This is a genomic window from Allonocardiopsis opalescens, assembly GCF_003002095.1.
GTDB lineage: Bacteria > Actinomycetota > Actinomycetes > Streptosporangiales > Streptosporangiaceae > Allonocardiopsis > Allonocardiopsis opalescens.
In genome coordinates this window covers 244697-271504 of record NZ_PVZC01000010.1, presented here as the reverse complement: position 1 = coordinate 271504, position 26808 = coordinate 244697, and the positions used below count along the sequence as shown (strand labels likewise).

Annotated in this window: 25 protein-coding genes and 1 tRNA gene; 18 read left to right on the top strand and 8 right to left on the bottom strand. The window is 72.7% G+C overall.

The genetic code is table 11. From position 1 onward, the window contains the following. Positions 1 to 57 precede the first annotated feature (57 nt). From CLV72_RS28920 to CLV72_RS28910, 3 genes are all read left to right on the top strand, one after another. Entirely contained in the window at positions 58 to 1611 is a 1554-nt protein-coding gene (locus CLV72_RS28920) for a gamma-glutamyltransferase family protein (RefSeq protein WP_245930508.1), read from the top strand. Between the two features lie 474 nt (positions 1612 to 2085). Then, the gene (locus CLV72_RS28915) at positions 2086 to 2715 is read left to right on the top strand and encodes a maleylpyruvate isomerase family mycothiol-dependent enzyme (protein WP_106252794.1); all 630 of its coding nucleotides are present in this window, start codon (positions 2086 to 2088) and stop codon (positions 2713 to 2715) included. A gap of 23 nt (positions 2716 to 2738) precedes the next feature. Then, a complete protein-coding gene (locus tag CLV72_RS28910) occupies positions 2739 to 3596 on the top strand; it encodes a maleylpyruvate isomerase family mycothiol-dependent enzyme (RefSeq protein WP_106252792.1) in 858 nt (285 codons plus the stop codon). A 258-nt stretch (positions 3597 to 3854) separates the two neighbouring features. Here the strand turns inward: CLV72_RS28910 and CLV72_RS28905 are convergent, their stop codons facing one another. Continuing rightward, positions 3855 to 4499, bottom strand: a complete 645-nt coding sequence (locus CLV72_RS28905; protein WP_245930507.1) for a TetR/AcrR family transcriptional regulator — start codon at positions 4497 to 4499, stop codon at positions 3855 to 3857. 718 nt (positions 4500 to 5217) lie between these two features. After that, the gene (locus CLV72_RS28900) at positions 5218 to 6921 is read right to left on the bottom strand and encodes an alkaline phosphatase D family protein (protein WP_245930506.1); all 1704 of its coding nucleotides are present in this window, start codon (positions 6919 to 6921) and stop codon (positions 5218 to 5220) included. Positions 6922 to 7216: 295 nt separating this feature from the next. Between CLV72_RS28900 and CLV72_RS28895 the strand changes: the two genes are divergently transcribed. From CLV72_RS28895 to CLV72_RS28885, 3 genes are all read left to right on the top strand, one after another. Then, positions 7217 to 7615 carry a DUF4267 domain-containing protein gene (locus CLV72_RS28895; RefSeq protein ID WP_106252790.1) on the top strand — a complete coding sequence of 133 codons (399 nt, stop codon included), beginning with the start codon at positions 7217 to 7219 and terminating at the stop codon, positions 7613 to 7615. Between the two features lie 189 nt (positions 7616 to 7804). Further along, entirely contained in the window at positions 7805 to 8500 is a 696-nt protein-coding gene (locus CLV72_RS28890) for a hypothetical protein (protein WP_106252788.1), read from the top strand. 27 nt (positions 8501 to 8527) lie between these two features. Beyond that, a complete protein-coding gene (locus CLV72_RS28885; protein ID WP_146159610.1) occupies positions 8528 to 8836 on the top strand; it encodes a hypothetical protein in 309 nt (102 codons plus the stop codon). A 429-nt stretch (positions 8837 to 9265) separates the two neighbouring features. On the opposite strand, the gene aceE is transcribed toward CLV72_RS28885, so the two are convergent. Then, positions 9266 to 12052, bottom strand: coding sequence for a pyruvate dehydrogenase (acetyl-transferring), homodimeric type (gene aceE / locus CLV72_RS28880; protein ID WP_106252784.1), 2787 nt, complete (start codon positions 12050 to 12052; stop codon positions 9266 to 9268). Between the two features lie 342 nt (positions 12053 to 12394). On the opposite strand from aceE, the gene CLV72_RS28875 reads away from it, so the two are divergent. From CLV72_RS28875 to CLV72_RS28855, 5 genes are all read left to right on the top strand, one after another. Further along, entirely contained in the window at positions 12395 to 12808 is a 414-nt protein-coding gene (locus CLV72_RS28875; protein ID WP_106252782.1) for a YjbQ family protein, read from the top strand. Positions 12809 to 13011: 203 nt separating this feature from the next. Beyond that, complete coding sequence (locus CLV72_RS28870; protein ID WP_106252780.1) at positions 13012 to 13440, top strand: DUF3052 domain-containing protein; 429 nt, start codon at positions 13012 to 13014, stop codon at positions 13438 to 13440. A 262-nt stretch (positions 13441 to 13702) separates the two neighbouring features. Then, the gene (locus CLV72_RS28865; protein ID WP_106252777.1) at positions 13703 to 14164 is read left to right on the top strand and encodes a peroxiredoxin; all 462 of its coding nucleotides are present in this window, start codon (positions 13703 to 13705) and stop codon (positions 14162 to 14164) included. Between the two features lie 57 nt (positions 14165 to 14221). Continuing rightward, positions 14222 to 14545, top strand: coding sequence for a hypothetical protein (locus tag CLV72_RS28860; protein ID WP_106252775.1), 324 nt, complete (start codon positions 14222 to 14224; stop codon positions 14543 to 14545). Positions 14546 to 14645: 100 nt separating this feature from the next. Continuing rightward, positions 14646 to 14718, top strand: a tRNA-Val gene (locus CLV72_RS28855). A 368-nt stretch (positions 14719 to 15086) separates the two neighbouring features. Here the strand turns inward: CLV72_RS28855 and CLV72_RS28850 are convergent. After that, entirely contained in the window at positions 15087 to 15587 is a 501-nt protein-coding gene (locus CLV72_RS28850; protein WP_146159609.1) for a hypothetical protein, read from the bottom strand. Positions 15588 to 15967: 380 nt separating this feature from the next. Between CLV72_RS28850 and CLV72_RS28845 the strand changes: the two genes are divergently transcribed. The 4 genes from CLV72_RS28845 (at position 15968) to CLV72_RS28830 (ending at position 20281) form a co-directional block, all read left to right on the top strand. Then, a complete protein-coding gene (locus CLV72_RS28845) occupies positions 15968 to 17608 on the top strand; it encodes an SLC13 family permease (RefSeq protein ID WP_106252771.1) in 1641 nt (546 codons plus the stop codon). 149 nt (positions 17609 to 17757) lie between these two features. Further along, on the top strand, positions 17758 to 18663 hold the full coding sequence (locus CLV72_RS28840) for an ABC transporter substrate-binding protein (RefSeq protein ID WP_106252769.1): 906 nt from the start codon (positions 17758 to 17760) through the stop codon (positions 18661 to 18663). Further along, a complete protein-coding gene (locus tag CLV72_RS28835; RefSeq protein WP_106252767.1) occupies positions 18660 to 19532 on the top strand; it encodes an amino acid ABC transporter permease in 873 nt (290 codons plus the stop codon). The genes CLV72_RS28840 and CLV72_RS28835 overlap by 4 nt, the downstream gene beginning before the upstream one ends. Beyond that, on the top strand, positions 19529 to 20281 hold the full coding sequence (locus CLV72_RS28830) for an amino acid ABC transporter ATP-binding protein (RefSeq protein WP_281262447.1): 753 nt from the start codon (positions 19529 to 19531) through the stop codon (positions 20279 to 20281). The genes CLV72_RS28835 and CLV72_RS28830 overlap by 4 nt, the downstream gene beginning before the upstream one ends. A 23-nt stretch (positions 20282 to 20304) precedes the next feature. Here CLV72_RS28830 and CLV72_RS28825 read toward each other — a convergent pair whose 3' ends face one another. Then, positions 20305 to 20808, bottom strand: a complete 504-nt coding sequence (locus tag CLV72_RS28825; RefSeq protein ID WP_106252764.1) for a hypothetical protein — start codon at positions 20806 to 20808, stop codon at positions 20305 to 20307. Between the two features lie 219 nt (positions 20809 to 21027). Here CLV72_RS28825 and CLV72_RS28820 point away from each other — a divergent pair, with 219 nt between their 5' ends. Then, the gene (locus CLV72_RS28820; protein WP_106252762.1) at positions 21028 to 22023 is read left to right on the top strand and encodes a Gfo/Idh/MocA family protein; all 996 of its coding nucleotides are present in this window, start codon (positions 21028 to 21030) and stop codon (positions 22021 to 22023) included. Here CLV72_RS28820 and CLV72_RS28815 read toward each other — a convergent pair. Next, the gene (locus CLV72_RS28815) at positions 21996 to 22523 is read right to left on the bottom strand and encodes a phage antirepressor KilAC domain-containing protein (RefSeq protein ID WP_170141160.1); all 528 of its coding nucleotides are present in this window, start codon (positions 22521 to 22523) and stop codon (positions 21996 to 21998) included. The two genes, CLV72_RS28820 and CLV72_RS28815, sit on opposite strands and share 28 nt — an antisense overlap. Before the next feature lie 207 nt (positions 22524 to 22730). On the opposite strand from CLV72_RS28815, the gene CLV72_RS28810 reads away from it, so the two are divergent. Continuing rightward, entirely contained in the window at positions 22731 to 24143 is a 1413-nt protein-coding gene (locus CLV72_RS28810) for a sugar porter family MFS transporter (RefSeq protein ID WP_106252756.1), read from the top strand. A gap of 134 nt (positions 24144 to 24277) precedes the next feature. Here the strand turns inward: CLV72_RS28810 and CLV72_RS28805 are convergent, their stop codons facing one another. After that, the gene (locus CLV72_RS28805; protein WP_106252754.1) at positions 24278 to 25186 is read right to left on the bottom strand and encodes a TerC family protein; all 909 of its coding nucleotides are present in this window, start codon (positions 25184 to 25186) and stop codon (positions 24278 to 24280) included. A gap of 192 nt (positions 25187 to 25378) precedes the next feature. Between CLV72_RS28805 and CLV72_RS28800 the strand changes: the two genes are divergently transcribed. After that, positions 25379 to 26125 (top strand): DUF1266 domain-containing protein, encoded by a 747-nt coding sequence (locus CLV72_RS28800; protein WP_106252752.1) that lies wholly within the window; start codon positions 25379 to 25381, stop codon positions 26123 to 26125. Here CLV72_RS28800 and CLV72_RS28795 read toward each other — a convergent pair. Then, positions 26122 to 26715, bottom strand: a complete 594-nt coding sequence (locus tag CLV72_RS28795) for a riboflavin biosynthesis intermediates N-glycosidase (RefSeq protein ID WP_106253041.1) — start codon at positions 26713 to 26715, stop codon at positions 26122 to 26124. The genes CLV72_RS28800 and CLV72_RS28795 overlap by 4 nt on opposite strands. Between the last annotated feature and the right edge of the window lie 93 nt (positions 26716 to 26808).

Here is a 26808-nt window from a genome sequence, read left to right as displayed (position 1 = left end):
GGATAGCCTGCATTGGCCCGTCTTGGGAGCATTGCGCCAGATACATCGAGGAGTCTCGTGCCCGCATCAACCCACCACGCGCGCAACGGCATGGTCTGCACGGTCGACCACCTGGCCTCGGCGGCCGGGGTCGCCGCGCTGCGGGCGGGTGGCACCGCCGCGGACGCGGCCATCGCCGCCAACGCCGTGCTCACCGTCACGGCGCCGCACATGTGCGGGCTGGGCGGCGACCTCTTCGCGCTGGTGCACGACGCTCCGGGCCGCCCGGCGGTGCTCAACGCCAGCGGACGGGCCGGATCGGGCGCCGACGCCGCCAGGCTGCGGGCCGAGGGCCGTACCGAGATGCCCTTCCACGACGACGTCCGCTCCGTCACCGTGCCCGGCTGCGTCGCGGGCTGGCAGGCGCTGCACGAGCGCTACGGCCTGCTCCCGCTGGCCGAGCTGCTCGCCCCCGCCATCGACTACGCCGCCAGCGGCTTCCCCGCCTCCCCGCTGCTGGCCTGGGTGGCCGGCCTGATCGCCGGCGTCCCCGGCGCCGAGGACCTGGCCGAGGTCGACCGGCCGGGCCGGCTGGTGCGCAGACCCGGGGTGGCCCGGATGCTGCGGGCCGTCGCCGCCGAGGGGGCCGAGGGCTTCTACCAGGGCGAGTTCGGCGCCGCCCTGATCGAGATCGGCGCGGGCGAGTACACCGAGGCCGACCTCGCCGCCGCGCGGGGCGAGTGGGTGGAGCCCGTCGGCCTGCGCGTCTTCGGCCACGACGTGTGGACGGTGCCGCCCAACTCCCAGGGCTACCTGGTGCCGATGGCGCTGGGCATCGCCGAGCGGCTCGGCCTGCCCGACGACCCCGCCGACCCGCTGTGGGCGCACCTGATGGTCGAGGCGGCCCGGCTGGCCGGCCACGACCGCGGGTCCGCGCTGTACGACGGCGCCGATGTCTCCGCGCTGCTGGCCCCGGCCGAACTCGACGCCCGCGCCGCCGCCGTCCGGCCTGACCGCCGCGCCGCCGTCGCCGACCTCACCGCCTCGGGCGACACCACCTACCTGTGCGCGGCCGACGGCTCGGGCCGGGCCGTGTCGCTGATCCAGTCCAACGCCAGCGGCTTCGGCAGCCGCCTGTTCGCCCCCGGCACCGGGGTCAACCTGCACAACCGCGGCATCGGCTTCTCGCTGGCCGCCGGCCACCCCGCCGAGTACGCCCCGGGTCGCCGCCCCCCGCACACCCTGTCCCCGGTGCTGATCACCCACCCCGACGGCAGCCTGTACGGCGTGGCCGGCACCATGGGCGGCGACATCCAACCGCAGGTCGTACAGCAGGTGCTGGCCCGCCTGCTGCTGCACGGCCAGGACGTCGCCGCCGCCGTGGCAGCCCCCCGCTGGGCCACCTCCGCCACCAACGGCTTCGACACCTGGGCCGACCCCGACGGCGCCGGCGTCCGCGTCGAGGAGGGCGCCCCGGCCGCCTGGGTCCCCGGCCTGCGCGACCGCGGCCACCCCGCCGAAACCGTCCCGCAGGGCTTCGCCCACGCCCACGCCATCACCCGCGACCCCGACGGCACCCTCTCCGGCGCCGCCGACCACCGCGCCCTCATCGCGGCGGCGGCCGGGTACTGACAACCGGTCCGACACCCGGCCGGACGGCCGCTCCTCCGCTTGTCCGGACTGTCGCCCTCCGGCTTCCGCCGGTATCCGGTGCCGTGGTACGGCTGTGGGACCCCTTCGGCGCGCCGCTGTCGGGCCGGGATGGGGAAGTCTGCGCTCTGTGGCCACCGACTGGCGCGGCGATCCGGCCAGGCGCTCGCTCTCCTACTCGTGCGGCCTGTCGCGTCGCCCCCGGCCGGGCGACTCGTTCGATGTTGCCGAAGGGTGCGGGACGACGGCCGGCGCTTCTCGCTCTTCGGGCCGAGGGTGCGGCCGTCGATGGCCTGCACGGCCCGCCCACGTCCTTGCGTGCCGGGAGACGGGCCGGAGCAGCCCTTGGCCGTGTCCGTCCTACCCTCCGGCATCGCCGCAGGCATGTGGCACTATGGTTAGTAAGTAATCACTCACCAGAATGCAGGGCATCCGCCCCGGCGAGGAGGAGCAGCGATGGCGGCAGCCGCGACCACCATGCCGAACCGTGCGCGGCTGCGCGCGATGGCGCTGGCCGAGCGGGCCCGGGTGCGCGATACCCTGGCCGGACTGGCGCCGGGGGAGTGGAGTACGCCCACGCTGTGCGCGGGCTGGACGGTGCGGGAGCTGGCCGGGCACCTGGCCGCCAATGTCCGCGACGGGCTCGGCGGCCTGCTGGCCGGGATGGCGCGCACCGGCTTCGACCACGACGCGCACAACCGGCGGCGCGCCGCCGCCTGGGCGGCCCGGCCCGTCGGCGAGCTGCTCGCCGCCCTGGACACCGACCGGCTGATGCCGGTGTTCCGGCTCGCCCCCGGGCTGCTGCTCTACGACACGCTCGTCCACCACCAGGACCTGCGCCGCCCGCTCGGCCGCGCCGCCGAGATCCCCGAGGCGCACCTGCGCGCCGTGCTCGGCCGCCTCACGTCGGGGCGGGCGGGCGCGCGGCTGCGTGGGCTGCGGCTGGCCGCCACCGACCTCGACTGGGCCTTCGGCGAGGGGTCCTCGCAGGTCAGCGGCCCGGCCGAGGCGCTGATGATGGCCCTGGCCGGCCGCCCCGCCGCCCGCGCCGAGCTGTCGGGCGGCGACGCGCTGCCCGGTGGCTGAGCGGCGCGTGGTGGGATGGTCCCATGGACCATCCCACCACCGCCGACCGCCTGGGACCGCCCATCGACGCGCGACCGCTGTTCGCCGTCGCCCACGCCGCGCTGATGGACCTGCTGCGGGAGCTGCCGGAACCCGACTGGCGGCGCCCGACCGCCTGCCCCGGCTGGTCGGTGCGCGACCTCGCCGCGCACGTCCTCGGCGACCACCTCAACCGCCTGTCGCGCGGCCGCGACGGCCACACCGGCGTGCTCGCACCTCGTCCGGGCGAGACGCTGCCCGCCTTCCTGGACCGCATCAATGACGACTGGGTGCGCACCGCGCGGGCCTTCAGCACCCGGGTACTGCTCGACCTGCTCGACCTGGCCGGCGCGCAGATCGCCGCCTACTGGTCCGGAATGGACGACGCCGAGATGGCCGCACTGGGCGAGCCCGTGACCTGGGCGGGCGACGCGCCCGCGCCCGTCTGGCTGGACGCCGCCCGCGACCACACCGAGTACTGGACGCATGAGCAGCAGATCCGCGAGGCCGTGGGGCGCCCCGGCCGCTTCGCCCCCGAGGTCTTCGGCCCTGTGCTGGACACCTTCATGCGCGCCCTGCCGCACACCCTGTCCGGCGCGGGCGGCACCTGCGGCAGCGAGGTCACCGTCACCGTCACCGGCCCGGCCGGCGGCCGGTGGACCTGCCGGCACGACGGCGCCGCCTGGACCCTGCGCCGTGACGGCGCCGAGCACCCGGACGCGGCCGTGGAGTTCGACCCCGACACCGCCTGGCGGCTGTGCACCCGCGGCATCACCCCAGAACTGGCGGCGGAACGCGCCCGCACCACGGGCGACCCGGCGCTGACCGGGGCGGTGCTGCGGATGGTGTCGATCATTTACTAGGCAGGAAGTACGGATCGCCTTTCGTGGCGGGCGGTTCCCGTTGACGCGTGCGGACAGCGCTCAGAAGGCACACCGAGCAGGATGCTGATCACGAGCCTGGCGTCCTGGTGCGCCCGTCCCGCGCTGCCCGGCGCTGATCGGCACTGTGCTGCCTCTTCCATGCGCTCGCGGCCGTCCTCGTCGGCGGTGCCGTCGAGGAGGCCGGTGACGACGCTCCCGCACGTACCTCGGCGCCTCGCCGTGGACGGTGCCGATCATCTACGAGGCGGACGTCTCCCTGTCGGGCCCGATGCCGGTCAGCAGGTCGGCGACGACCTTCGCGCTGAACTCGTCCAGGCCCTCGGTGGGGTCGACGCCCGCGAAGGCGCGTAGGAAACCCTCCTGGAAGCAGGCGCCGAGCAGCAGCGCGGCCGCCGCCTCGGGGTCGGCGTCGGCGCGCACCCGGCCCGCGCGCTGCTCGGCGCGCAGGTACTCGGCCAGCGCCGCACGGGCCTGCCCCGGACCGGCCGCCATTGCGCCGATGCGCTCGCGGTGCCGGGCCAGCACGGTCGGCTCCGCGAAGACCGACGCCGCCATCGGCACGCCTTGGGCGTAGAACAGCACCGCCTGCCGGGCGGTGTCGCGCAGGTGCTCGGCGAGGGCGCCGGTGCCGACGAGTCCGGGCAGCCGGGCGAGGATGCCGACGAAGTCCGGCGCGCGCTCGGCCAGCACCCGCACGAACAGCTCGGTCTTGTCGGCGAAGTGCTTGTACAGGGTGGCCTCGGAGTAGCCCGCCGCCCGCGCGATCTCCTTGGTGGTGGCCCTGGCCAGGCCGAGCTCGCGCATCACCTCGGCGGCGGCGTCCAGGATGCGCTCCCGGGTGGCGGCGGATCCGGGACGGGCGGCGCCGTGAGAGGCCGTCACGGAGCCGCGCTCGGGCGGGTGGGCATGCGCTCACCCTACTGCCCGGGACCGGCGCGTCCGGCCCTGGCGACGCCGGGCACCAGTTCCGCGCGGGCGCTCTGTCGACCGCGGCGGCACGGATATCGCGTCCGGGCGGCGGACAGGGCCGCGCGGAGACCGGTATTCGGTGCGAGGCGCACGCGGTCCCGCCGAGGCGCGGACGTCTCCAGGGCAGTGCGGCTTGCGGCCGGCCCTCCGATGCCGCCGCTACGGCGGCACGCGTCCAGTGACCGGACGGGCAGGGCGCCGCGGCGATCAGCGGAGGGCGAGAGGCGCCGGTGACAGGGTCTGCGCACGAATGTCATCGATGGAGGTCCGCGTCGGCTCTGAGCTGCCCGTTATGCGCTCCCCCGGGTGCGGGCCAGTGCGCCGATGCGCGCGTGACGCCGGTGTGCGCCCGGTTCCGGCTGCGCTCGTCCGCCGGCTCCAGCGGGTGTACCCGGCCGTCTGCGGCGGCACGAGTGCCATGTCGGGGTACGCACCGCGGTGATCGCCACGGGCGCGAGGGGGCGATGGGCTTGCCGGGGCACGGATGTACCCGGCTCGCCGGTGCCGACCACGATCCGCCCTCTCGGCACGTGGGCGGGCGTGGTGCGCACGATCCCGTCGACGCGTCGACCGGGAACCTGCATGGTGCGGCACGGACGCCCGGGGGCGCACCGACTTCCGCTCCGCCCGCTCAACCCTCCAGCACGTGTCGGCCCAGCTCGCGCAGTACCGGGGCGGTGTCGTCGGCGGGCTGGTCGGCCGTCTCCCAGCGCACCCGGGCGCGGTGGCCGTCCAGCTCCAGGGTGGCCAGCGAGTTGTCGAACCACGGGCCGCGCGTGATGCGCCACTCCAGTGGCGAGCCCGGCACGCTGGAGCGGGTCATCATCCGCCCGATCAGGCCCACCAGGCCGGTTCCGGCGAACTTGGCCATGGCCTGGAACTTCGGGCTGAGCGGATTGCGCATCGGCGAGCAGACGATCTGCGCGATCCGGCTGTGTTCGGGCCCCGGAGCGGTGCGGCGCGGGCCCTCCAGCCGAGCCCGCGCGTCGGCGACGTAGGAGAAGTGCACGTCGCCGGAGAGGAACAGGACGGTGGCGGGCGGTTCGCCCCTGCTGCCCTCGGCCAGCTCGCGCACGGCCTGCCCGACCTGCCGGAACGAGGCCTGGAAGGCGGCCCAGTGCTCCAGGTCGACGTCCTGGCGCAGTTTCTCGCCGATCCGCCGCCAGCGCTCGCCCCACGCGCCGCGGCAGACCGCCTCGTTCCACGCCTCCAGGTGGTGGATGCCGGTCGGCAGCAGGTAGGGCAGGGTGGTGGCGATCAGCACGTGGTCGACGCCGCCGGTGAGCCGTTTCTCCAGCCACTCCTGGTCGGCGGGCACGTGCATGGTGCGGGCCGACTCAGGCGACAGCACCCGCCCGCAGCGGGTGTCGAGCATGACCAGTCGGCTGCCGCCCCCGCCCGAGGGCAGGTCGAGCGCGTAGCTCCAGCGGTAGCGCTCCGGGCTCTGGTCGGCCTCCCAGGCGAAATCGTCCAGCGCCGCGCCCGCGTCGCCGTCGGCCCCGGTCAGCGCCGTGTACACGGGGTCGACGGCCCGCTCCTCGGGCGACATATTGCCCAGGTGCTGGTAGAGCCAGTACGTGCCCAGGCCGTGGGTGATCCGGTCGCGCCACCACGGCTGTGCGGCCATCTTCTCGCGCCAGGCGGCGGAGGTGTTCCAGTCGTCGCGCACGTCGTGGTCGTCGAACATCATCAGCGACGGCACCGTCGACAGCAGCCAGCGCACCCACGGATCGCTCCAGGCCAGCCGGTAGAGGTGGACGTACTCGTCCCACTCCACGATCTCGTCGTCGGGCGCCCACTCGCCCTGGTGCGGCGGGCGGTGCTCGGCGATGTAGGCGAGCATCTCGGGCTGCAGCTCGTCGGCGTAGACCTGGTCGCCGATCATCAGCAGCAGGTGGGGCGCCTCGGCCTCGCCCGACGCCAGCCGCAGCGCGTAGGCGCGCAGCATGTCCACGCCGTAGCGGCGGGTGTGCTCGGCGTCATGGCCGGTGGTGGTGCGGCAGGACCCGAAGGCCAGCCGGGTGCCGCCGGGGGACAGGGTGCGCAGCAGGCTCGGCGGAGTGGCGGCCCCGGCCTCGGGCCATGCCCGCGAGCCGTCCAACTCGACCGTGTAGGGCGCGGAGGTGCCGGGCGGCAGCCCGGTCAGCTCGCACACGGCGTAGTGGCCGCCGTGCACCGTGAAGGTGCGGGCGCGGGCGGTCACCGGGCCGCCCTCGGCGTCCACGGTGACGGTCACCTCGGCCGGTGCGCTCGTCTCGACCCAGATCGCGGCCGACGTCTCCGAGACGTGCCGCAGCATGGGGCCGAGCAGCAGGGCGGGGGAGCCGTCGTCCACCTTGTCCTCCCTACGGACGGGTCATGCGCGGTGCCCGGAGCGGTGTCCATCCAAGCACGCCCGGGCGGCCCGCGCGGTCGCCGCGGACGGGCCGCCCATAAACCTACGTTCCAGACGTAACGAACGCAGGTCGGGCCGGGAATCCCCCGTGAACGGTTGACGTGCGGAGACCGGACGCGGTGCGGTGCGTCCGGAGGAGGCCGACGATGGCCGCCCGGTACCGATCGCACGGCGTCCGCGCCCGTGCGCCGACGCCGCCGGGCATGGACGGCCGCCCGCCGGGCACAGCGTCCGTATGGCGAAACTCGCGCGTGCCCTGGGTCTGGCCACCGCCGTGTTCGGCGTCGCGGTCGCGATCCGCCCCGAAACGCTGGCCAGGGAGAGCGGCCTGACCCGCCGCGGCCGAGACGTACCGCCGGGCCTGCACGCCATGGTCGCCGCCCTCGGCATCCGCGACGCCGTGTCCGGCCTCGCCATGGCCGCCGCCCCGCGAGGCCGCGCCCTGCGCCTGGCCATCGCCCTGCGCGTGGCCGCCGACCTCGGCGACGCCGTCATCCTCGGCGCCCTGCTCCCCACCCCCGAAGCCCGCCGCCGCAACGCCGCCGCCGCCCTCACCTGGGCCGCCGTGTGCGCCCTCAGCGCCACCGGCGCAGGCCGCCGCAAGCCGCCACCGCCCCCGCCGCCGACCATCTGATCCGGCGCCCTGCACGCGTTAGTCGATCAGCGCCACCGGGCAGACCCAGCGCCGGACCCGCTCCGGCGAGCCGGTCCGGTGACGCGCTAACAAGGAGACTCCGTGGGAGGAATGGATGGATTCCGCCCACGTGGCGGCGACCGCCCGGAGTCAGGAGCCGACGACCCGAGGACACCACCGCGATCGGCCATGGAACGCCTCTTCGACCGGAGGACCGAGGAAGGGCGCGCCAATCTCGCCGCCTTCGAAGCGCTGATCTACGAGGAACCGACCGACCTCGGCCCGGGAAGCACTGAGGACCATGCCGCCGCACCTGATCCCGCCGGTGCCGCTGACAGGGCGGAGACATCCGGAGAGGACGGTGCGGCTCCCGGCTCGGACGAGCGCCCGGACGCGGTCGACCCCTTCGACCTGCTGCCCGAGGCGGAGCGCGCGGAGCTGGTCGAGCGGCTGATCGCCGACTCGAATCCGCGGTTTCCGCTCGCTCCCGTGAACGCGGAGGCCGCGCTGCGCGGTGGCCCGCCGGGAACGAAACCCGTTGTCGCGGGTGAGGGAGTGAAAGGGGCCGATATCGAGTTCGTCAGCGATACCGAGGTCCGCCTCAAAAGGGAGAATAAATCGATCGGAGGCGGATTCAACTCGTTCAACCGCCACCTCGACCACGCCATCCAAGAACAACTTGACGGTTCCGGCGAGATCTGGATTCAGGTGCGACCTGGGACTGATGTCGATCGCTGGATTCGTCGCTGGCAGGGCGTTCGCACCGATGGGCGCCTAGCGGACTATGATGGGGTGGCCGTCGTGTTCCGAGACTCCGAAGGAACATCATTGGGGCGATATGCTTTAAGCGAGAGGCAGCATCGTATCGCTGACTCTGAAACCTGACCATTGTTAGCGGAATATGATGGGAAGTTGCTTGTGAGCATTTCGGCTCATCTGGTGTGTCCCAATCGCAGACTTTCGCTGCGGTTGGGCAAGCGGCTGCGTGATGAGGACGGGAAGGTGTTCGGCTTCTCTGTCGGCTCGATCGACTCCTGGGAAGACGAGCAGCGTTCAAGGGCCTTGTGGAAGTTCCTGGCCGAGACATCGGGTGAGGAACTGGTCGTCGTGTTCAGCGACGACGAGCAGTTCGATACCGTAGCCGAGTACCGCGAGATCGGAGGCCAGATCGAGGACGGAGACATCCCGATCGAGGACTATCTGCGGTTCCCGATCGATTGAGCATCGGAGTCCGGTTCGCTGATACGAAGCAGGTCTGTGCTGCACCGAGGTGCTGGGTCGGTCGGGTCTGCGCACCACCGAACACGGCGGTGCGCAGGTGGTCGACCCGCCGGACATGGTCCGGATCGTCGATCGTGATCGGCTCGCCGAGCCGGCCGTCGGCGTTGAGGGTCTTCAGGCATGGCAGGTGGACGGCGGACTGCCGCCCGTCATGCGCGATCGCCTCGGTCCAGCGGCCGAACCGTCCCAGTGCGGCCGGAAGCTCCGCTCCCGCTGCGGAGCCGAAAATGGCCCGTCCATCGCGTGATGAACGGGCCATTTCCGATGGCTGGGCGTCTGTGCGGACCTCGGCTTCAGGTCCCTGCCGCTTCGGGGTGGCTCAGGCCCCGGGGCGGCTTGCCCTGTTCGGTTGTCATACGGCGAGTCGGCTCAGGACTCGCCTCCGGCGGAGCTTTCCGCCGTCTGCACGCCGCCCGCGAAGACGTCGCTGATGGGCGAGGTCAGCTGGGAGGACTCCCTGGCCTTGACCAGGACGTCGTGCGGGAGTTCGCCGCGCCGGACCAGTTCGGTCAGCACCGCCTGCACGATGGACGCCGCGTCCACGTGGAAGTGGCGCCGGGCCGCCGCGCGGGTGTCGGAGAAGCCGAACCCGTCGGTGCCCAGCGAGGTGAAGTCGCCCGGCACCCAGCGCGCGATCTGGTCGGGGACCGTGCGCATGTAGTCGCTGACCGCGACGAACGGGCCCTCGGCACCCTGCAGCGCCTTGGTGACGTAGGGGACCTCCCGTTCCTCGTCGGGGTGCAGCAGGTTCCACTCCTCGCAGCGCACCGCGTCGCGGCGCAGCTCGTTCCACGAGGTGGCCGACCACACGTCGGCGGCGACACCCCAGTCGGCGGCGAGCTGCCGCTGCGCCTCCAGCGCCCAGCGCACCGCGACGCCCGACGCCATGATCTGCGCCTTCGGGCGGTTGGCCTCGCCCTCGGGAGCCCGGCGGTTGCGGTACAGGCCGCGCACGATGCCCTCGGCCAGGTCCGGCACGTCGGTCGGCTCGGCCGGCTGGGCGTAGGGCTCGTTGTAGACGGTGAGGTAGTACACCACGTTCTCGCCGTGGGGGTGCTCCTCGGTCGCGCCGTACATCCGGCGCAGGCCGTCCTTGACGATGGTGCTGATCTCGTAGGCGAAGGCCGGGTCGTAGTGCACGACGGCCGGGTTGGCCGACGCCAGTAGCGGGGAGTGGCCGTCGGCGTGCTGCAGGCCCTCACCGGTCAGCGTGGTGCGGCCGGCGGTGGCCCCCAGCAGGAAGCCGCGCCCCATCTGGTCGGCGACCGCCCACATCTGGTCGCCGGTGCGCTGGAAGCCGAACATCGAGTAGAAGATGTACACCGGGATCATGTGCTCGCCGTGGGTGGCGTAGCTGGTCCCGGCGGCCGTGAACGAGCCCATGGCGCCGGCCTCGCTGATGCCCTCGTGCAGCAGCTGCCCGCTGGGCGACTCCTTCCACGACAGCAGCAGCTTGCGGTCGACGGCCTCGTAGGTCTGGCCGTGCGGCGAGTAGATCTTCGCGGTCGGGAACAGCGAGTCCATGCCGAAGGTGCGGAACTCGTCGGGGGCGATCGGCACGAACCGGGCCCCGATGTTCTCGTCCTTCATCAGGTCCTTGAGCAGCCGGACGAAGGCCATGGTGGTGGCGATCTGCTGCTTGCCCGACCCCTTCTTCAGCTCCGCGTACACGGGGTCGCCGGGCAGCTTGAGCGGCTTGGCCCGCACCACCCGCTTGGGCAGCTCCCCGCCGAGCGCCGCGCGGCGCTCCTTCATGTAGGCGATCTCCTCGGAGTCCTCGCCCGGGTGGTAGTACGGCGGCAGCCCGTTCTCCAGGTCGGAGTCCGGGATCGGCAGGTAGAGCCGGTCGCGGAACTCCTTCAGCTCGCTCTTGGTGAGCTTCTTCATCTGGTGGGTGGCGTTGCGGGCCTCGAAGTCGGGGCCCAGGGTCCAGCCCTTGATCGTGTGGGTGAGGATCACGGTGGGCTGGCCGGTGTGCTCCCGCGCCGACTTGAAGGCCGCGTAGAGCTTGTGGTAGTCGTGCCCGCCGCGCGAGAGCTTCGCGATCTCGTCGTCGGACAGGTGCGCCACCAGTTTGCGCAGCCGGGGGTCGTCGCCGAAGAACTTCTCCCTGATGTAGTCGCCCGGCTCCACCCCGAAGGTCTGGAACTGGCCGTCAGGGGTGGTGTTCATCTTGTTGACCAGCACGCCGTCGACGTCCTGCGCCAGCAGCGGGTCCCAGTCGCGACCCCAGATCACCTTGATGACGTTCCAGCCGGCGCCCCGGAAGAACGACTCCAGTTCCTGGATGATCTTGCCATTGCCGCGGACGGGGCCGTCGAGCTGCTGCAGGTTGCAGTTGATGACGAAGGTGAGGTTGTCCAACTCCTCGCGGGCGGCCAGCCCGATGGCGCCCAGCGACTCCGGCTCGCCCATCTCGCCGTCGCCCAGGAAGGCCCACACGTGCGAGCGCGAGGTGTCCTTGATCTTGCGGTTCAGCAGGTAGCGGTTGAAGCGCGCCTGGTAGATGGAGTTGATCGGGCCGATCCCCATCGAGACGGTGGGGTACTCCCAGAAATCGGGCATCAGCCGTGGGTGCGGATAGCTGGGCAGCCCGCCGCCCGGATGCGACAGCTCCTGGCGGAAGCCGTCGAGCTTCTCGCGGCCGAGCCGGCCCTCCAGGAAGGCACGGGCGTAGATGCCGGGGGAGGCATGGCCCTGGATGAACACCTGGTCGCCGGACTCGCCGTGGTCCTTGCCGCGGAAGAAGTGGTTGAAGCCCACCTCGTACAGCGAGGCGCTGGAGGCGTAGGTGGCCATGTGGCCGCCCACCGACAGCTCCGGGCGGTTGGCCCGCGACACCATGATCGCGGCGTTCCAGCGGATGTAGGCGCGGATGCGGCGCTCGACGTACTCGTCGCCGGGGAACCACGGTTCGCGCTCGGGGGGGATGGTGTTGATGTAGTCGGTGCTGCGCAGGCCCGGCACGCCGACCTGCTGCTCGCGCGCACGCTCCAGCAGCCGCAGCATGACGTAGCGGGCGCGGGTTCTGCCCCGCGTGCCTACTACCGTGTCGAATGATTCCAGCCACTCGTTGGTCTCGCCGGGGTCGATGTCCGGCAGTTGGCTGGGCAGTCCATCCGTGATGATGGAGAATCGCTGACGCCCGGAAGCCACAGGTGTACCTTCGCCTTCCGAAAACTCGTTGGGAACATGTGCTGGTCAGGAGCTGGTCAGCTCGGTTCAGGACGGATTGTCGCTACCTTCCACGCTAATCGTGGTACGTCCATGCCGAAACCGCATCTCTACCCACGGGTAACGCTCGGCGCGAACCGGCCCGCACCACGTCGTACCCCGCGGCCGAGTGGTGTAGTCCAGTTGGCCGTTTCATGATGGTATCCAGCGCCGGAACGCCGGTATAGCGGCGGCCGCCCGGGCCCGCACCGCCGCTTACCAGCGGCCGCGCGGCCCCCGGCCGCCGCCGGTGCCTGCGGCGGCCGCGCCGGGTAGGAGGCGGGAATGCGCAGCGAACTGATCCGTGTCACCACCGGCGGGCACGACACCGTCCACGACATCACCGCCCAGTGCGCCGACTTCGCCGCCCGCGCCGCCGCCGGCGGCTCGGGCCTGCTGCACGTGTTCGTGCCGCACGCCACCGCGGGCGTCGCCGTCATCGAACTGGGCGCCGGCAGCGACGACGACCTGCTGAGCGCGCTCGGCGAGCTGCTGCCCGCCGACGACCGCTGGCGGCACTCCCACGGCAGCCGCGGCCACGGCCGCTCCCACGTGATGCCGGCGCTCGTCGCCCCCTACGCCACCCTGCCCGTCGTCGACGGGCACCTGGCGCTGGGCACCTGGCAGTCGGTCGCCCTGGTGGACCTCAATGTCGACAACCCCGAACGCACCGTGCGACTCTCGTTCCTGACGGGCTGAGTCCGCCCCTCTTCCGCCCCGCCGGCCCGAGCCGCCGCACGTGATCATCGCTGGTTGCGGCGCTCGCACCGTGGCCCGTTGACGGGGGAGGGCAACAGAGTGTGGACTTAGCCAGCAAAAGGGCGGCACACCCCGGCCGGAGTGCGCCGACCCCGAGCAGCGGACCCGCACCGGGTCCGCAGTAGGGCTGGAGGAGGAGTTTCGTGAGCGCGACCGCGGGCCAGGCACAGGGCGAACGCAGCCTGGCCGATCGACTCGGATTCAAACCGGGTCAGGTGGTGCAGGAGATTGGCTACGACGACGACTGCGACGAGGAGCTTCGCGCGTCGATCGTCGAGCGGACCGGTAGCGAGCTGGTCGACGAGGACTACACCGACGTCGTCGACGTGGTGCTGCTGTGGTGGCGGGAAGAGGACGAGGACCTCGGCGACGCGCTGGTGGACGCCAAGACCCCTCTCACCGACGGCGGCTACATCTGGCTGCTCACCCCCAAGCCGGGGCGCGACGGCCACGTGGAGCCGAGCGACATCGGGGAGGTGGCCCCCACGGTCGGCCTCTCGCAGACCAGCAGCGTCAGCGCCGCGGCCGACTGGTCGGGCACCAGGCTGGTGACGCCGAAGGCCCGCCGCTGACCCACCCGCGCTGACACACGACCGGGCCGGCGCCCGCCGAAGATGACGCAGGCGGCCCTTCGGCCGGCGGGAGATGGCAGACTTGCACCGTCGTGGCGCTCCCGCGCGGAGCGCGGCGGGCGCCGCGACGGTGGGCATCCGGCCGCCCGGCGCGCCGCCCCGGCGCCGCGGCGTATCGGCGTGCCCGCGCTCGTGAAGACTCCCAGATCCGCGCAGTCCCCTGCACAGGGTCGTCCCCACCCGCAGCGCGAAAGGACCTGACATGTCGGTCGAGGTCGGCCAGTCGGCGCCGGAGTTCGAACTCCAGGACCAGCACGGCCAGCCAGTCCGCCTCGCGGACTTCCAGGGCGTCAAGAACGTCCTGGTCGTCTTCTACCCGCTCGCCTTCTCCGGTGTCTGCACCAACGAGCTGTGCGACATCAAGGAGGACATCGGCGCGTTCGTCAACGACAGCACCCAGCTGCTCGCCATCTCGGTCGACTCCGTCTTCACCCACCGCGCCTGGGCCGACCAGGAGTCGCTGGAGTTCCCGCTGCTGTCGGACTTCTGGCCCCACGGCGAGGTCGCCAGGGCTTACGGTGTCTTCGACGAGGAGAAGGGCATCGCGCTGCGCGGCAGCTTCCTCGTAGACACCGACGGGATCGTGCGCTGGAAGGTCGTCAACCCCATCTCCCAGCCGCGCGACCTGGACGACTACCACAAGGCGCTGGCCGAGCTGAGCTGACCCGCGCCGCCGAGCGCCCGTCCCGCCAGGGACGGGCGTCGAACGCACGGAGGAGATATGCCCTGCTACCACTGCGGGGTACGCCAGACCGACCCGGTGCGCGGCCCCTCGGCCTGGAAGCGCGGCGTGCGCGGCGACCGCCAGGTGCTGATCTGCCCCGACTGCCAGCTCGGCCACGACTGGAAGGGCGACCTCGACCGCTGCGTCGCCTGCAACTCCACCTTCCTGGTCAGCCGCCTCGGCGAGATCGAGTGCCGCGGCTGCGGCACCGTCCGCCCCCAGCACCACCAGCCGCCCCGCCCCGACCCTGCCCCGTCCGCCCTCGCCGACGAGGTCGCCCGGGCCCTCGACCGCGCCCTGGCCGGCCTGGCCCGCTTCTGACCCGCCCGATCCCGCATTTCCGGTACGGCCCAGCCGCCCGGCACCGCTAAGCTGAGCGCGTTGACCGCGCGCCGGACGCGTGCGGGCGCATCGATCTCCCGGGCGTATAGCTCAGTGGTTAGAGCACTCGCCTTACAAGCGAGCGGCCGTAGGTTCGAGTCCTACTACGCCCACGAGACTCTGGGCGACCCTGCTCGGCGGCCTTCGGCCGCCTTCGCCGGGTCGTCTCGTCATTTTCCCCAGGGGACGATCCCCCGGACTCCCTGGCTGCGGGCTGTGCCCCGCGTTTCGGCTGCGGTGCTTCACGCGGTCCTGTTCGGCGGCCTATGGTCGCTTTCGGCGGGTCGTCTGTTATTTCTCCCGGGGCTGATTCCCGGGACCCTCCTGGCTGCGGGGCTGCGTCCCGCGCTCCGGTGGAGGTGCTGCGCTCGGTCCTGTGCGGCGGCCTTTGGCCGCCTCGCCCTCGGTCGGTGGATGGGAAACGCCCTCCGAACTGGTGACAGCAGGACGGAGGGCGTTTGGTCTGCCCGGGGGATCCGCTCTAGGAGCCGGTCTCCGGCTGCTCGGGGTCGCCGGAGGTGAAGCTCATGACGGCGGTGCCGTCCTCGATGCCGAGGACGCCGATGTTGATGGTGGTGTCGGCATTGCCGAAGCCGCCGCCCCGGGGGCCGATCCCCACCTGGACCTCGCCGCTGCCGCCGGTGGCGTAGGCGATGGCGAGCGTCACCTCGCTCTCGCCCACCTCGGTGACGGTGACACCGCCGATGTCGGGATCGAAGGGAACGGCGGTGCCCGCCGTCACCGCGACCTCGCACTCGCCGTCGGCGCAGGCGTCGACGTCCGTCCCGTCGGCGGCGTCCGCCGGCGCCAGGGTGACGAACTCGGGCTCCGGCTCGTGGGAGTGATGACCGTGCTCGTGCTCGTGGGACGCGGAGGGGGCGGGCGAGGCGGGCGGGGTCTGGGCGGCGGCGGGTGGTGCGTCCTCGCCGTCCGGGCCGCAGCCGGCCAGGGCGACCGCCGCCAGCGCGGTCACGGCGGCCAAGAGGCGCGGTCTGGCACGGATGAAGCGCGAGCGGGGCTTCATGGGGGCTCCGTTCCACGAGAGGGCTGTGGTGTGCTCCTCGGTTGTACAGCCGACGGGCGGGAGGGGTGAAGCCTTCCGGGAAGCCGCGCCCGCATCCGCGTCCGGGGCCGCCGGTCGGGCGGCCCGCTCCGGCGCCGCGCCGCGGCCGCTGGGCGCGACTCCGGCCCGAACTCGTGATCTACGTTGTAAAGGTGGCGGCTTCGGGCCATCCATGGCGGAAAGGACGCCCCTGTGCTGTATACAACTGTGACCATCCAGAGTGGACGATGTGGCGCCCGTCTCCTTAGATGGCTACATTCGCCGAACGTGACGGACGTGGCACGAGCCGTGGAGGGCGCATGACGACCGAGGAACCCGCCTCGCGAACCAGGACAGACGTCGAGTCGGCGCTGCTGGGCCAGGCGACCTACCGGAGCCTGGGGGAGCAGCGCCTCTCCCCGCAGGAGGAGAGGTTCGAGAAGGGGCGGCGCACCGTCGGCCTGTTCCTGGCGCCGGTGGTGACCCTGCTCTTCCTGGCGCTGCCGCTGGACCTGCCGTACGCGCAGCAGGGGCTGGCCGCGATCCTGCTCGGCGTGGTCGTGCTGTGGGTGTGCGAGCCGGTGCCGATCCCGATCGGCGGCCTGATCGGCATGGCCCTGATCGTCTTCCTCGGGGTGGTGCCGGCCGACGACGCCATCGCGCCCTTCGGCTCGTCGACCGTCTTCACCTTCATCGGCGCGTTCATCCTGGCGCAGGCGATGCTCAAGCACGGCCTGGCCCGCCGCTTCGCCTTCTTCATCCTCTCGCTGCCCGGCGTGGGCCGCTCGACGGTGCGGGTGATCATCGCCTTCGGCCTGGTCACCTGCCTGCTGTCGGCCTTCGTGTCCAATACGGCGACCGTCGCGATGCTGCTGCCCACCGCGCTGGGCCTGCTCACCGTCATCGCCAAGCTGATGCAGGACAAGGGCGTCGTCGCCCCCGACTTCGACCCGCGCCGGGTGCGCGTGGGCGCGGCGCTGCTGCTGATGCTGGCCTACGGCGCCAGCGTGGGCGGCCTGCTCACCCCGGTCGGCTCGCCGCCGAACCTGATCGGCCGCGGCCTGATCGAGGAGGCGACCGGGGTCACCATCACCTTCCTGGACTGGTTCCTGATCGCGCTGCCGATCTGCGCGCTGATGTTCGTCGTGCTCGCGGCCGTCCTGCTGCTGCTGAACAAGCCGGAGCTGCGCCGGATCGAGGGCGTGGAGGAGTACATCCGGCAGGCGCGCGGCGACATGGGCCGCATGTCGCGCAAGGAGATCAACACGATCATCGCCTTCTCCGTCACGGTCGCGCTGTGGCTGTTCCCCGGCTTCGTGAACCTGCTGACCGGGGGCGACGCCGAGGCCGCCGCCGCCGGCAGCCAGGTGCTGTCGGTGCTCACCGCCATCGCCGACCGGCTCGACGAGGGCATGGTGGCCGTCTTCGGCGCCGCGCTGCTCTTCCTGCTGCCGGCCGACTGGCGCAAGCGCGAGTTCACCCTGAACTGGAGCGACGCCGCCCGCATCGACTGGGGCACCGTGGTGCTGTTCGGCACCGGCATCGTGTTCGGCACCCTGCTGGACGAGACCGGCCTGGCCGTGACGATCGGCACCGCCTCCGCCGGCGCGCTCGGCCTCGGCGGGATCGTCGGCATCACCATCTTCGGGGTGGTGCTGGCCATCGTGGTCTCGGAGACGACCAGCAACACGGCGTCGGCCGCGGTGGTGGTGCCGATCATCATCCCGATCGCGACCGCCGCCAATGTCGATCCGCTCATCCCGGCGCTGGCCGCCACCTTCGCGGCGTCCTTCGGCTTCATGCTGCCGGTGTCCACGCCGCAGAACGCCGTGGTGTACGGGTCGGGAGCGGTGCCGATCACGAACATGATCCGCTCCGGCGCCTCCTTCGACGTGCTCGGCGCGATCCTGATCATCGTGCTGCTGCCGGTGATGGCCTCGCTGCTGGGGCTGGCCGCTTGACGCGGCGGCGGCCCGGCCCAGGTCGCAGACGTGATCGGGTCGTTATGGCCGGGATTACCTAGTGAAACAGTAGGTTGTCTATCCTCGTGATGCCCGCCGGGCCGCGTCCGCGGCCCGGCGTCTCACGGTCACGGGGTGGAGCGGTTCTCATGCGCAGTAGTCGGCTCCGGCGGCGGGCGACGCCGCCGGTCAGGTTCCCGTCGGCCCTGGCGGCGCTGGCCGGCCTCGCCGCCGTCGCGGCGGCCGCGGCCTGCGCCCCGGTGGACGAGGAGCCCGCGGCGGGCGGCTCGCCGAGCGCCACCGCGTGCGAGCCGGGCGCGCTGCCCACCCTGGAGGAGGGCGTCCTCACCATCGGCACCGACGCGCCCGCCTACCCGCCGTGGTTCGTGGACGACGACCCCGCCAACGGCGAGGGCTACGAGTCGGCGGTCGCCTACGCCGTGGCCGAGCGGCTGGGCTACTCCGCCGACCAGGTCGCCTGGACCACCGTCGCCTTCAACACCGCGATCGCGCCCGGGCCGAAGCCCTTCGACTTCGACATCAACCAGTTCTCGATCACCGAGGAGCGGCGCGAGGCGGTCGACTTCTCCTCGTCCTACTACGACGTGCGCCAGGCCGTCATCACGATGGAGGGCACCTCGATCGAGGACGCCGCCTCCATCGCCGACCTGGCCGACGCCCGGCTGGGCGCCCAGGTGGGCACCACCAGCTACCAGGCCGTCACCGAGCTGATCCAGCCGAACGAGGAACCGTCGGTGTTCAACAACAACGACGACGCGCGGCTGGCGCTGGAGAACGGCGAGGTCGACGGCATCGTGGTCGACGTGCCCACCGCCTTCTACATGACCGGCGCGCAGCTGGACGGCGGCGTCGTGGTGGGCCAGCTGCCGCCCATCGAGGGCGCCGCCGAGCAGTTCGGCCTGGTCCTGGACCTGGGCTCCCCGCTCACCGACTGCGTCACCGCCGCCGTCGACGGATTGCGCGAGGACGGCACCCTGGCCGAGCTGGAGCGGCAGTGGCTGGCGGAGGCCGCCGGCGCCCCCGAGCTGTCGTGACCGAGGCGGACCGGCCGGGCGGCGAGGTCTACCGGCCCAGCGAGCTGCAGCTGCGGCGCGAGCGCCACCACCGCAGGCAGACCCGCCGCTCGGTGCTGGTCGCGGCCGCGTCCACCGCCGTCGTGGGCGTGCTGCTGGTGGTCGCCGTCACCGGCTCGCCGGGCTGGGAGCGGGTCCATGAGACCTTCTTCGACCCCGAGGAGGCCTGGCGGGCGCTGCCCGAGGTGTTCACCGGCCTGCTGCTCAACATCCGGCTGCTGCTGTTCTGCGCGGCCGGCGCGCTGCTGCTCGGCCTGGTCATCGCGCTGCTGCGCACCCTGCGCGGCCCGGTGTTCTTCCCGCTGCGGGCGCTGGCCGTCTCCTACACCTACGGCTTCCGCGGCGCGCCGCTGATCATCGTGCTGTACCTGATGACCTTCGGGGTGCCCGGGCTGCGGTTGGAAGGCACCCCGAGCGTGCTGGTGCTGGGCGGTATCGCGCTGGTGCTCACCTACGGCGCCTACATCGCCGAGGTCTTCCGCGCCGGCATCGAGTCGGTGCACCCCAGCCAGCTGGCCGCAGCGCGCTCGCTGGGGCTGAGCTACCGCAAGTCGATGCGCTTCGTGGTGCTGCCGCAGGCGGTGCGGCGGGTCACCCCGCCGCTGCTGAACGACATGGTGGCGCTGCAGAAGGACGTGGGCCTCATCTCGCTGGCCGGGCCGATCGACGCGATCCGCGCCGCGCAGATCGCCACCGCGCAGAGCTACAACTTCACCCCCTACATCGTGGCGGGCGTCCTGTTCGTGCTGATGGCCATCCCGCTGGTCGCGGTCACCGACTGGGTCACCACCCGGGCGGCGCGCCGCCAGTCGGCGGAGGGGGCCCGGTGAGCGCGCCGCCGGTGCTGGAGTGCGCCGCGGTGCGCAAGGAGTTCCGCGGCAACCTGGTCCTGCGCGACCTGGACCTGACGGTGGCCGAGCACGAGGTGGTGGTGCTCATCGGCGCATCGGGCTCGGGCAAGTCGACCCTGCTGCGCTGCGTCAACCTGCTCGAACCCGTCAGCGACGGCAGCATCCGCCTCGACGGCGAGCACATCACCGACCCCGCCGTCGACCCCGACCGGGTGCGGCGGCGGATCGGGATGGTGTTCCAGGGCTACAACCTGTTCCCGCACATGACCGTGCTGGACAACATCACGCTCGCGCCGCGCCGGGTGCACGGCCGGGCCAGGGCGGAGGCCGAGGCGCAGGCGATGGGCCTGCTGGAGCGCGTCGGCCTGGCGGACAAGGCCAAGGAGTTCCCCGACCGACTGTCGGGCGGGCAGCAGCAGCGGGCCGCCGTGGTGCGCGCGCTGGTGAACGCGCCGCGGCTGCTGCTGCTCGACGAGGTCACCTCCGCGCTGGACCCGGAGCTGGTGGGGGAGGTGCTCGACCTGATCCGGACCCTGCGCGACGACGGCATGACGATGCTGATCGCCACGCACGAGATGGGCTTCGCCCGCCAGGTGGCCGACCGGGTGTGCTTCCTGCACGACGGCGCCATCCTGGAGCAGGGGCCGCCGGAGCGGGTGCTCGGCGAGCCCGCCGAGCCCAGGACCCGCCAGTTCCTGCAGCGCATCATCGACGCCGGCCGGCTGTAGCGGGCCGGCGGGCGCTCGGCGGCTCACACGTCGGGCCCCTCGGCGCGCACCCGGCCCACCTCGCCGAGCGCGGTGCGCAGTTCGCCGAGCCACTCGTCGGCATTGCTGCCGACCAGCCGCACGCACCAGGCCAGGGCATGGCTGCGGCTGCGGGCGACACCCGCCTCCACCAGGGTGTCGAGCACCTGGCGCTCGGGCTGGCGCAGCCGGGTCATCATCGGCACCGACAGGGTGGTGAACATCTCGCGGTGCTCGCCCGCGCCGGCGCCCCACGACACCTTGCGGCCGAAGGTCTCCTCCGCCTCCAGGGCGATCTCGATGCGCCGCTCGCGGGTGCGCTCGCGGAAGGCGCGCACCCGGGCGGCGGGCGCTTCGGCGCCGTCGGGCGTCTCGGGCTCGGCGAGGGTGCCGACGACGGTGATCTCCTCGCGGTCGACCACGACCTCGGGGGCGCCGGCGAACCACTCGGCCGGCAGCCGCTCGCCGAACCAGCCGCGGACGGTCTCTACTGCTTTCTCGGTAATCATGTAATCGAGATTACGTCGCGACCGCCGCCATGGCACCGCCGCGGATTGCGCTGTGGGCGGACACGCCCGGTCCGCGCGGCGGCGGGCGGACCGGGCCGCCGCCGCGGGAGGCGGCGGTGGGATGATTGGGGCGGTCCGGCCTCCCCGGGAGCTTCCGGGCCATCCGCGACCGCGGCCGCCACAGCCCGGCCGACCCACGGCACCCACAGGAGGAACGCCATGACCGCGCCCGTGCGCTGGGGCATTCTGGGCACCGGCACCATCGCCGGGGTCTTCACCGAGGACCTGCTCCGGCTGCCCGGCCACGAGGTCGCCGCCGTCGGCTCGCGCACCGCCGAGAGCGCGGAGCGCTTCGCCGCCCGCCACGGCATCCCCCGGGCGCACGCCGGCTATGCGGCGCTGGCCGCCGACGACGGCGTGGACGTGGTCTACGTCGCCACCCCGCACACCGCCCACCACGCCGCGGCGCTGGAGTGCCTGCGCGGCGGCCGGCACGTCCTGGTGGAGAAGCCGTTCACCGTCTCGGCCGCGCAGGCCCGCGAGCTGGCGGCCGAGGCGCGCGAGCGGCGGCTGTTCGCCATGGAGGCGATGTGGACCCGCTTCAACCCGGCGGTGGCGCGGCTGCGCGAGTGGGTGGCCGAGGGCGCGATCGGCGAGGTGCGCTCGGTGCACGCCGACTTCGGCATCACGGTGCCCTACGATCCCGCCGGCCGGCTGTGGGCGCCGGAACTGGGCGGGGGCGCCCTGCTCGACCTCGGCGTCTACCCGCTGTCCTTCGCCTGGATGCTGCTGGGCGCCCCCTCACAGGTGCACGCCGTGGCCAGCCCCGCCCCCACCGGGGTGGACGCCAATACCGGCGTGCTGCTGGGCTACCCCGGCGGGGCCGTGGCACTGCTGCACTGCGGCCTGCAGGCGGTGTCGGCGCACACCGCGAGCGTGGTGGGCACGGCCGGGCGGGTGGAGGTGGCCACGCCCTTCTACCGGCCCACCACGGTGGTGCTGCACCGCGCGGGCGCCGAGCCGGAGGAGTTCGGCTGCGAGATCCCCGGCCACGGCTACACCTTCCAGGCCGAGGAGGTGGCCGCGCGGCTGCGCGCCGGCGAGACGGAGTCGCCGGCCATGCCGCTCGCGGAGACGGTCGGGATCATGGAGTGCCTCGACACGATCCGCGAGCGGCTGGCCGACGCTCAGGCGGCCTCGGTGACCACCACGTAGCCCAGCGCGTCGAAGAGGTCCATGATCCCGTCGACCCCCTCAGGCGTCACCTTCAGCACCCGGACGAACCGGCCGTTGGGCAGCTCCTCCCTGACCTGCTCGAACCAGGTCTCGTAGCCCTTGCGCGGCAGCCACTCGCGCTTCCACACCACCGCCTTGCGGCGCAGCACGCCGTCGAACTCGCGCTGGGTCATGCCGAACTGCTTGGCCAGCTCCCGGCGGTAGACGGAGCTGCCGGAGTCGATGAACCGCAGGTACTTGCGGGCCCGCGGCCGGGTCAGCTCCAGTTCGGCGCGGGCCCGGCGCGCCTGCGCCACCGCCAGGCGGGTGCCCTGCGCGAAGCGGTCGATCAGGTCGAGGATCTCGGGGTCGTCGGTGTCGAGGTCGAGCGGCGGGTCAAGGACGAGCCCGGCGGGGTGCGCCGGACCGGTCGCGAGGGCCGGGTCCACGGTTTCGGGGGCGCCTGCGTTCACCGGTACCTCCAGGTGCGTTTTCGCCATCACGTCTGATTCAAGCAGGAGGGTCTGACACTCCAAGAGGCGTCCGCACCCGTTCCGACCTGCGATAAGACGGTGCTGGACGGACTGGCGGGCCGGGTGGAGCGCACGGTGTGCGTGGTGCATGGCGCGGTGGGTAGCGCCACCCCCAGATCGCACGGGTGCGCCCGGCAGCGGGCGCGTGAGGACGTGAAGGGCGGCGGTTCGACGATGTCCAAGACTGCGCCGGCGGCTCCGACCAGGGCGCACACGGTCAAGGTGATCGGGATCTCCACCGCGGCCGCCGTCGGCGGGTTCCTGTTCGGCTTCGACAGCTCCGTCATCAACGGCGCCGTCGACGCGATCGGCGAGCGGTTCGCGCTCTCCCCGGCCCTGTCGGGCTTCACCGTCTCCATCGCGCTGCTGGGCTGCGTGGTCGGCGCCTGGTACGCGGGGCGGCTGGCCGACGCGTGGGGCCGCAAGCGGGTGATGGTGCTGGGCTCGATCCTGTTCACGGTCAGCTCCGTCGGCTCCGGCCTCGCCTTCGCGGTGTGGGACCTGATGCTGTGGCGCTTCGTCGGCGGCCTGGGCATCGGCATCGCCTCGGTGATCGCGCCCGCCTACATCGCCGAGATCGCCCCGCCCCGGCTGCGCGGCGCGCTCGCCTCGCTGCAGCAGCTGGCGATCACGCTCGGCATCTTCGTGGCGCTGTTCTCCGACGCGCTGGTGGCCGGCGCGGCCGGCGGCGCGAGCGCGCCGCTGTGGTGGGGGCTGGACGCCTGGCGGTGGATGTTCCTGGTCGGGGTGGTGCCCTCGGTGGTCTACGGCGTGCTGGCGCTCGGCATCCCCGAGTCGCCGCGCTTCCTGGTGGGCAGGCACCGCGACGAGGAGGCCGAGCGGGTCCTGACCGACGTCTCCGGCGAGACCGACGCGTCCGCCAAGGTCATCGAGATCCGCGGCACCCTCCGAAAGGAGGCCCGCTCGTCCTTCGCCGACCTGCGCGGCCCGCGGCTGGGGCTGCACCCCCTGGTGTGGGTCGGCATCATCATGGCGGCGCTGCAGCAGCTCACCGGGATCAACGCGATCTTCTACTACTCCACCACCCTGTGGCAGTCGGTCGGCTTCACCGAGGCGGACTCCTTCAGCGCCTCGGTGATCACCGCCGCCACCAACGTGGTGCTCACCTTCGTCGCGATCGCCTTCGTGGACCGGGTGGGGCGGCGCAGCCTGCTGCTGGCCGGATCGGCCGGCATGTTCGTCGGCCTGGCCGCGATGGCCTTCGCCTTCTCCCAGCAGGTCGGCTCCGGCCAGGAGGTGTCGCTGCCCGAGCCCTACGGCCTGATCGCGCTGATCGGCGCGAACTGGTTCGTGGTCTTCTTCGCCGCGACCTGGGGGCCGGTCATGTGGGTGATGCTGGGCGAGATGTTCCCCAACCGGATGCGCGCGATGGCGCTGGCCATCGGCACCGCCTCCAACTGGATCTTCAACTTCCTGGTCACGACGCTCTTCCCGGTCGGGACGGAGTTCGTCGGACTGACCTTCGTGTACGGCGCCTTCGCGCTGTTCGCGGTGGTCTCGTTCTTCTTCGTCCAGCGCGCCGTGCCCGAGACCGCGCGCCGCAGCCTGGAGGAGATGCCGGGCTGAGCGAGCCGCCCGGGCGGCCGTCGCGAGCGGGGGCGGCCGTCCGGGCGACCACCCGGCCGCCGCGGCGGGCCGGAAGGCGCCGAGGGCGCACCGGGAACTCCCGGTGCGCCCTCGGCCCGTTCGCCGGGCGGCGGTCAGCCGGTCGGCTTGTCGGGGTCGGGACGGGCGGTGCCGTCGTCGCCGGTGCCCTCGGCGGGGGAGGCGCCACTGGACGGGGCGTCGGTGCCGGCGGCCGGGGCGGTGCCGCCCGAGGCGCCGCGCGCCGCGACATTGGCGAGGTGGGTGAGCACTTCGGCGTTCTCCTCGGAGTAGCGCTGCTTGAGCTGCACCGGCTCGCGCTTCCTGCGCATCCACAGGTTGAGCAGCTCGACCACCACCGAGAAGCCCATCGCGAAGTAGATGTAGCCCTTGGGCACGTGCACGTCGAAGCTCTCCGCGACCAGCATCAGGCCGATCAGCAGCAGGAACGACAGCGCCAGCATCTTCACGGTGGGGTGCTCGTGCACGAACCTGCTCAGCGGGCCGGCCGAGATGAGCATGACGATCACCGCGATGATGACGGCCGCGATCATGACCCAGATCTCGTCGACCATGCCGACCGCGGTGATCACCGAGTCGAGGGAGAAGACGATGTCCAGCAGCAGGATCTGCACGATGACGGCGCCGAAGGAGGCCGCGACCTTCTTGCCGGCGTGGCCCTCCTCGCCCTCCAGGCTCTCGTGGATCTCGAACGTGGCCTTGCCGAGGAGGAACAGGCCGCCGCCGAGCAGGATCAGGTCGCGTCCTGATATCTCGTGGGCGTCGTGCGGCAGCTCGAACGGCAGCGAGAAGATCGTGGCGGTCAGGCCCACCACCCACGAGATGCCGAGCAGCAGGAGGACACGGGTGCCCAGAGCGAGGCCGAGGCCGATGTTGCGCGCTCTGGCGCGCTGGTGCTCGGGCAGCTTGTTGGCGAGGATCGAGATGAAGACCACGTTGTCGATGCCGAGGACGATCTCCAGGGCGAGCAACGTGAGAAAGCCGATGATGAGGTCGGTGGGCATCCGGTCGCTGTCCGTTCGTCACTGGGGGTCGGGGGGCGGGTGCGAGGTGGCTCGGGCACGCGGCACAACGCCCGCGCGCCGATCCTAGAGGCAGCCCGGCCAGGTCGCGAGGTGATGCGCACGATTTGACCGGTGTGGGACGTCGCGGAACTCCTATGATCGGCGCACCGCCGCGCACAGGATGGGGGACCCGTGTCCGAGCACAACCGGCTGACCGCGGCTCCGCAGGGGCCCCTCTACGGGCCCGTCGCGCACGCCATGGCGTGCGGCGCGCACCTGGCCGTGTACACCGGCGCGCCGTGGAACAGCTTCACCGACCCGGCCGACACCGAGGCCGGCCGGCGCGAGCAGCTGGCGGAGAGCTGGGGCATCACCTCGCCCGAGGAATGGCGCGAGCAGGCCGAGGCGCTGGTGGCCGACGACGGCGGCGACCCCGACGCCACCCTGGTGCTGCGGCTGCGCGTCCAGGCCGCGCACCGCTACGGCGGGCGCGCCGACGCGCAGTTGTGGCAGTGGGCGATCGCGCAGTGGTGCGCCGCGCAGCGGACCGGCCCCGGGCGCGAAGCGGAGCTGCGGGCGGTCGCCGAGCGCGTCGAGCGCTACGAGCACCGCTTCCGCGCCGACGGGCTGCTGCCGCCGCACGGCTACGTCACCGAGGTGATCGGCTACGACTTCGGACGCGCGGTGAACATGGCGCGCTGGGGGGTGGCCGCCCGGTACTGCGATCACCGCGCCGCGGAGGCGTACGCGCTGCGCGCGGGGGAGCAGTGCCGCCGCTTCTACGCCTCCTGGCCGGACTTCTCGTCCGGGTACGCGCTTGGGCGGCTGCTCCGCTTCGACGAGGACTCCTTCGGGCTGTGGTACGAGTCGGTGCTGGTACCGCACCAGGTGCTGATGTCGCATCCGCACAGCCCGTGGCGGCACCTGCCGTTCCGCTAGCGGTCCGGCGCCCGGGCGGCCAGGCGGGCCCGCGCCTCCATCAGCGCGAAGCCGAGCAGGTTGGCGCCGCGCCACCGGGCCGGGTCGGTGGCGCGCTCGTCGTCGGCGGCGAGCCCGATGCCCCATACGCGGTCCAGCGGGCTCGCCTCGACCAGCACCCGGGCGCCGGTGCCGAGCAGGTAGGCGCGCAGCGCGGGGTCCTGGCCGAACTTGGCGGTGTTGCCCGCGACGACCAGCTCGAAGCGGGCGGCGGCCCACCGAGCCTCGTCGAAGCCGCGGACGAGCCGCCCGAGCTTCTTGGCCTCGGCCGGCGTGCGGGCGGCGAGTACGGCCGCGAGCGAGGGCTCGTCGCCGAACAGGCGGGCCTTGCCCGCCATCATCCAGTGCTCGGCGCTGCCGTAGCGCACGCCGTCCACGGTGAACGACGCGGGCCACCACTGGCTGAGCGCGCCCGGGCCGATCGAGCCGTCGCGCCGCGGCCGGTGGCCCCAGAACATCAGCCACTTCACCCGCGTTCCGGCGGCGACGAGCCGGGCGAGTTCGTCGCGGGTGCGGGCACGGGCCGGGTCCTCGGTGCCGGGGGTCTGCATGGCGGCAGCCTGGCAGCCGCCGCCGGCGGAAGGCGAGCGGATTTCGGTGCCGGGGCCGTCCGGGAGGGGCGGCACGCGGGCCGCGGGCGCGGA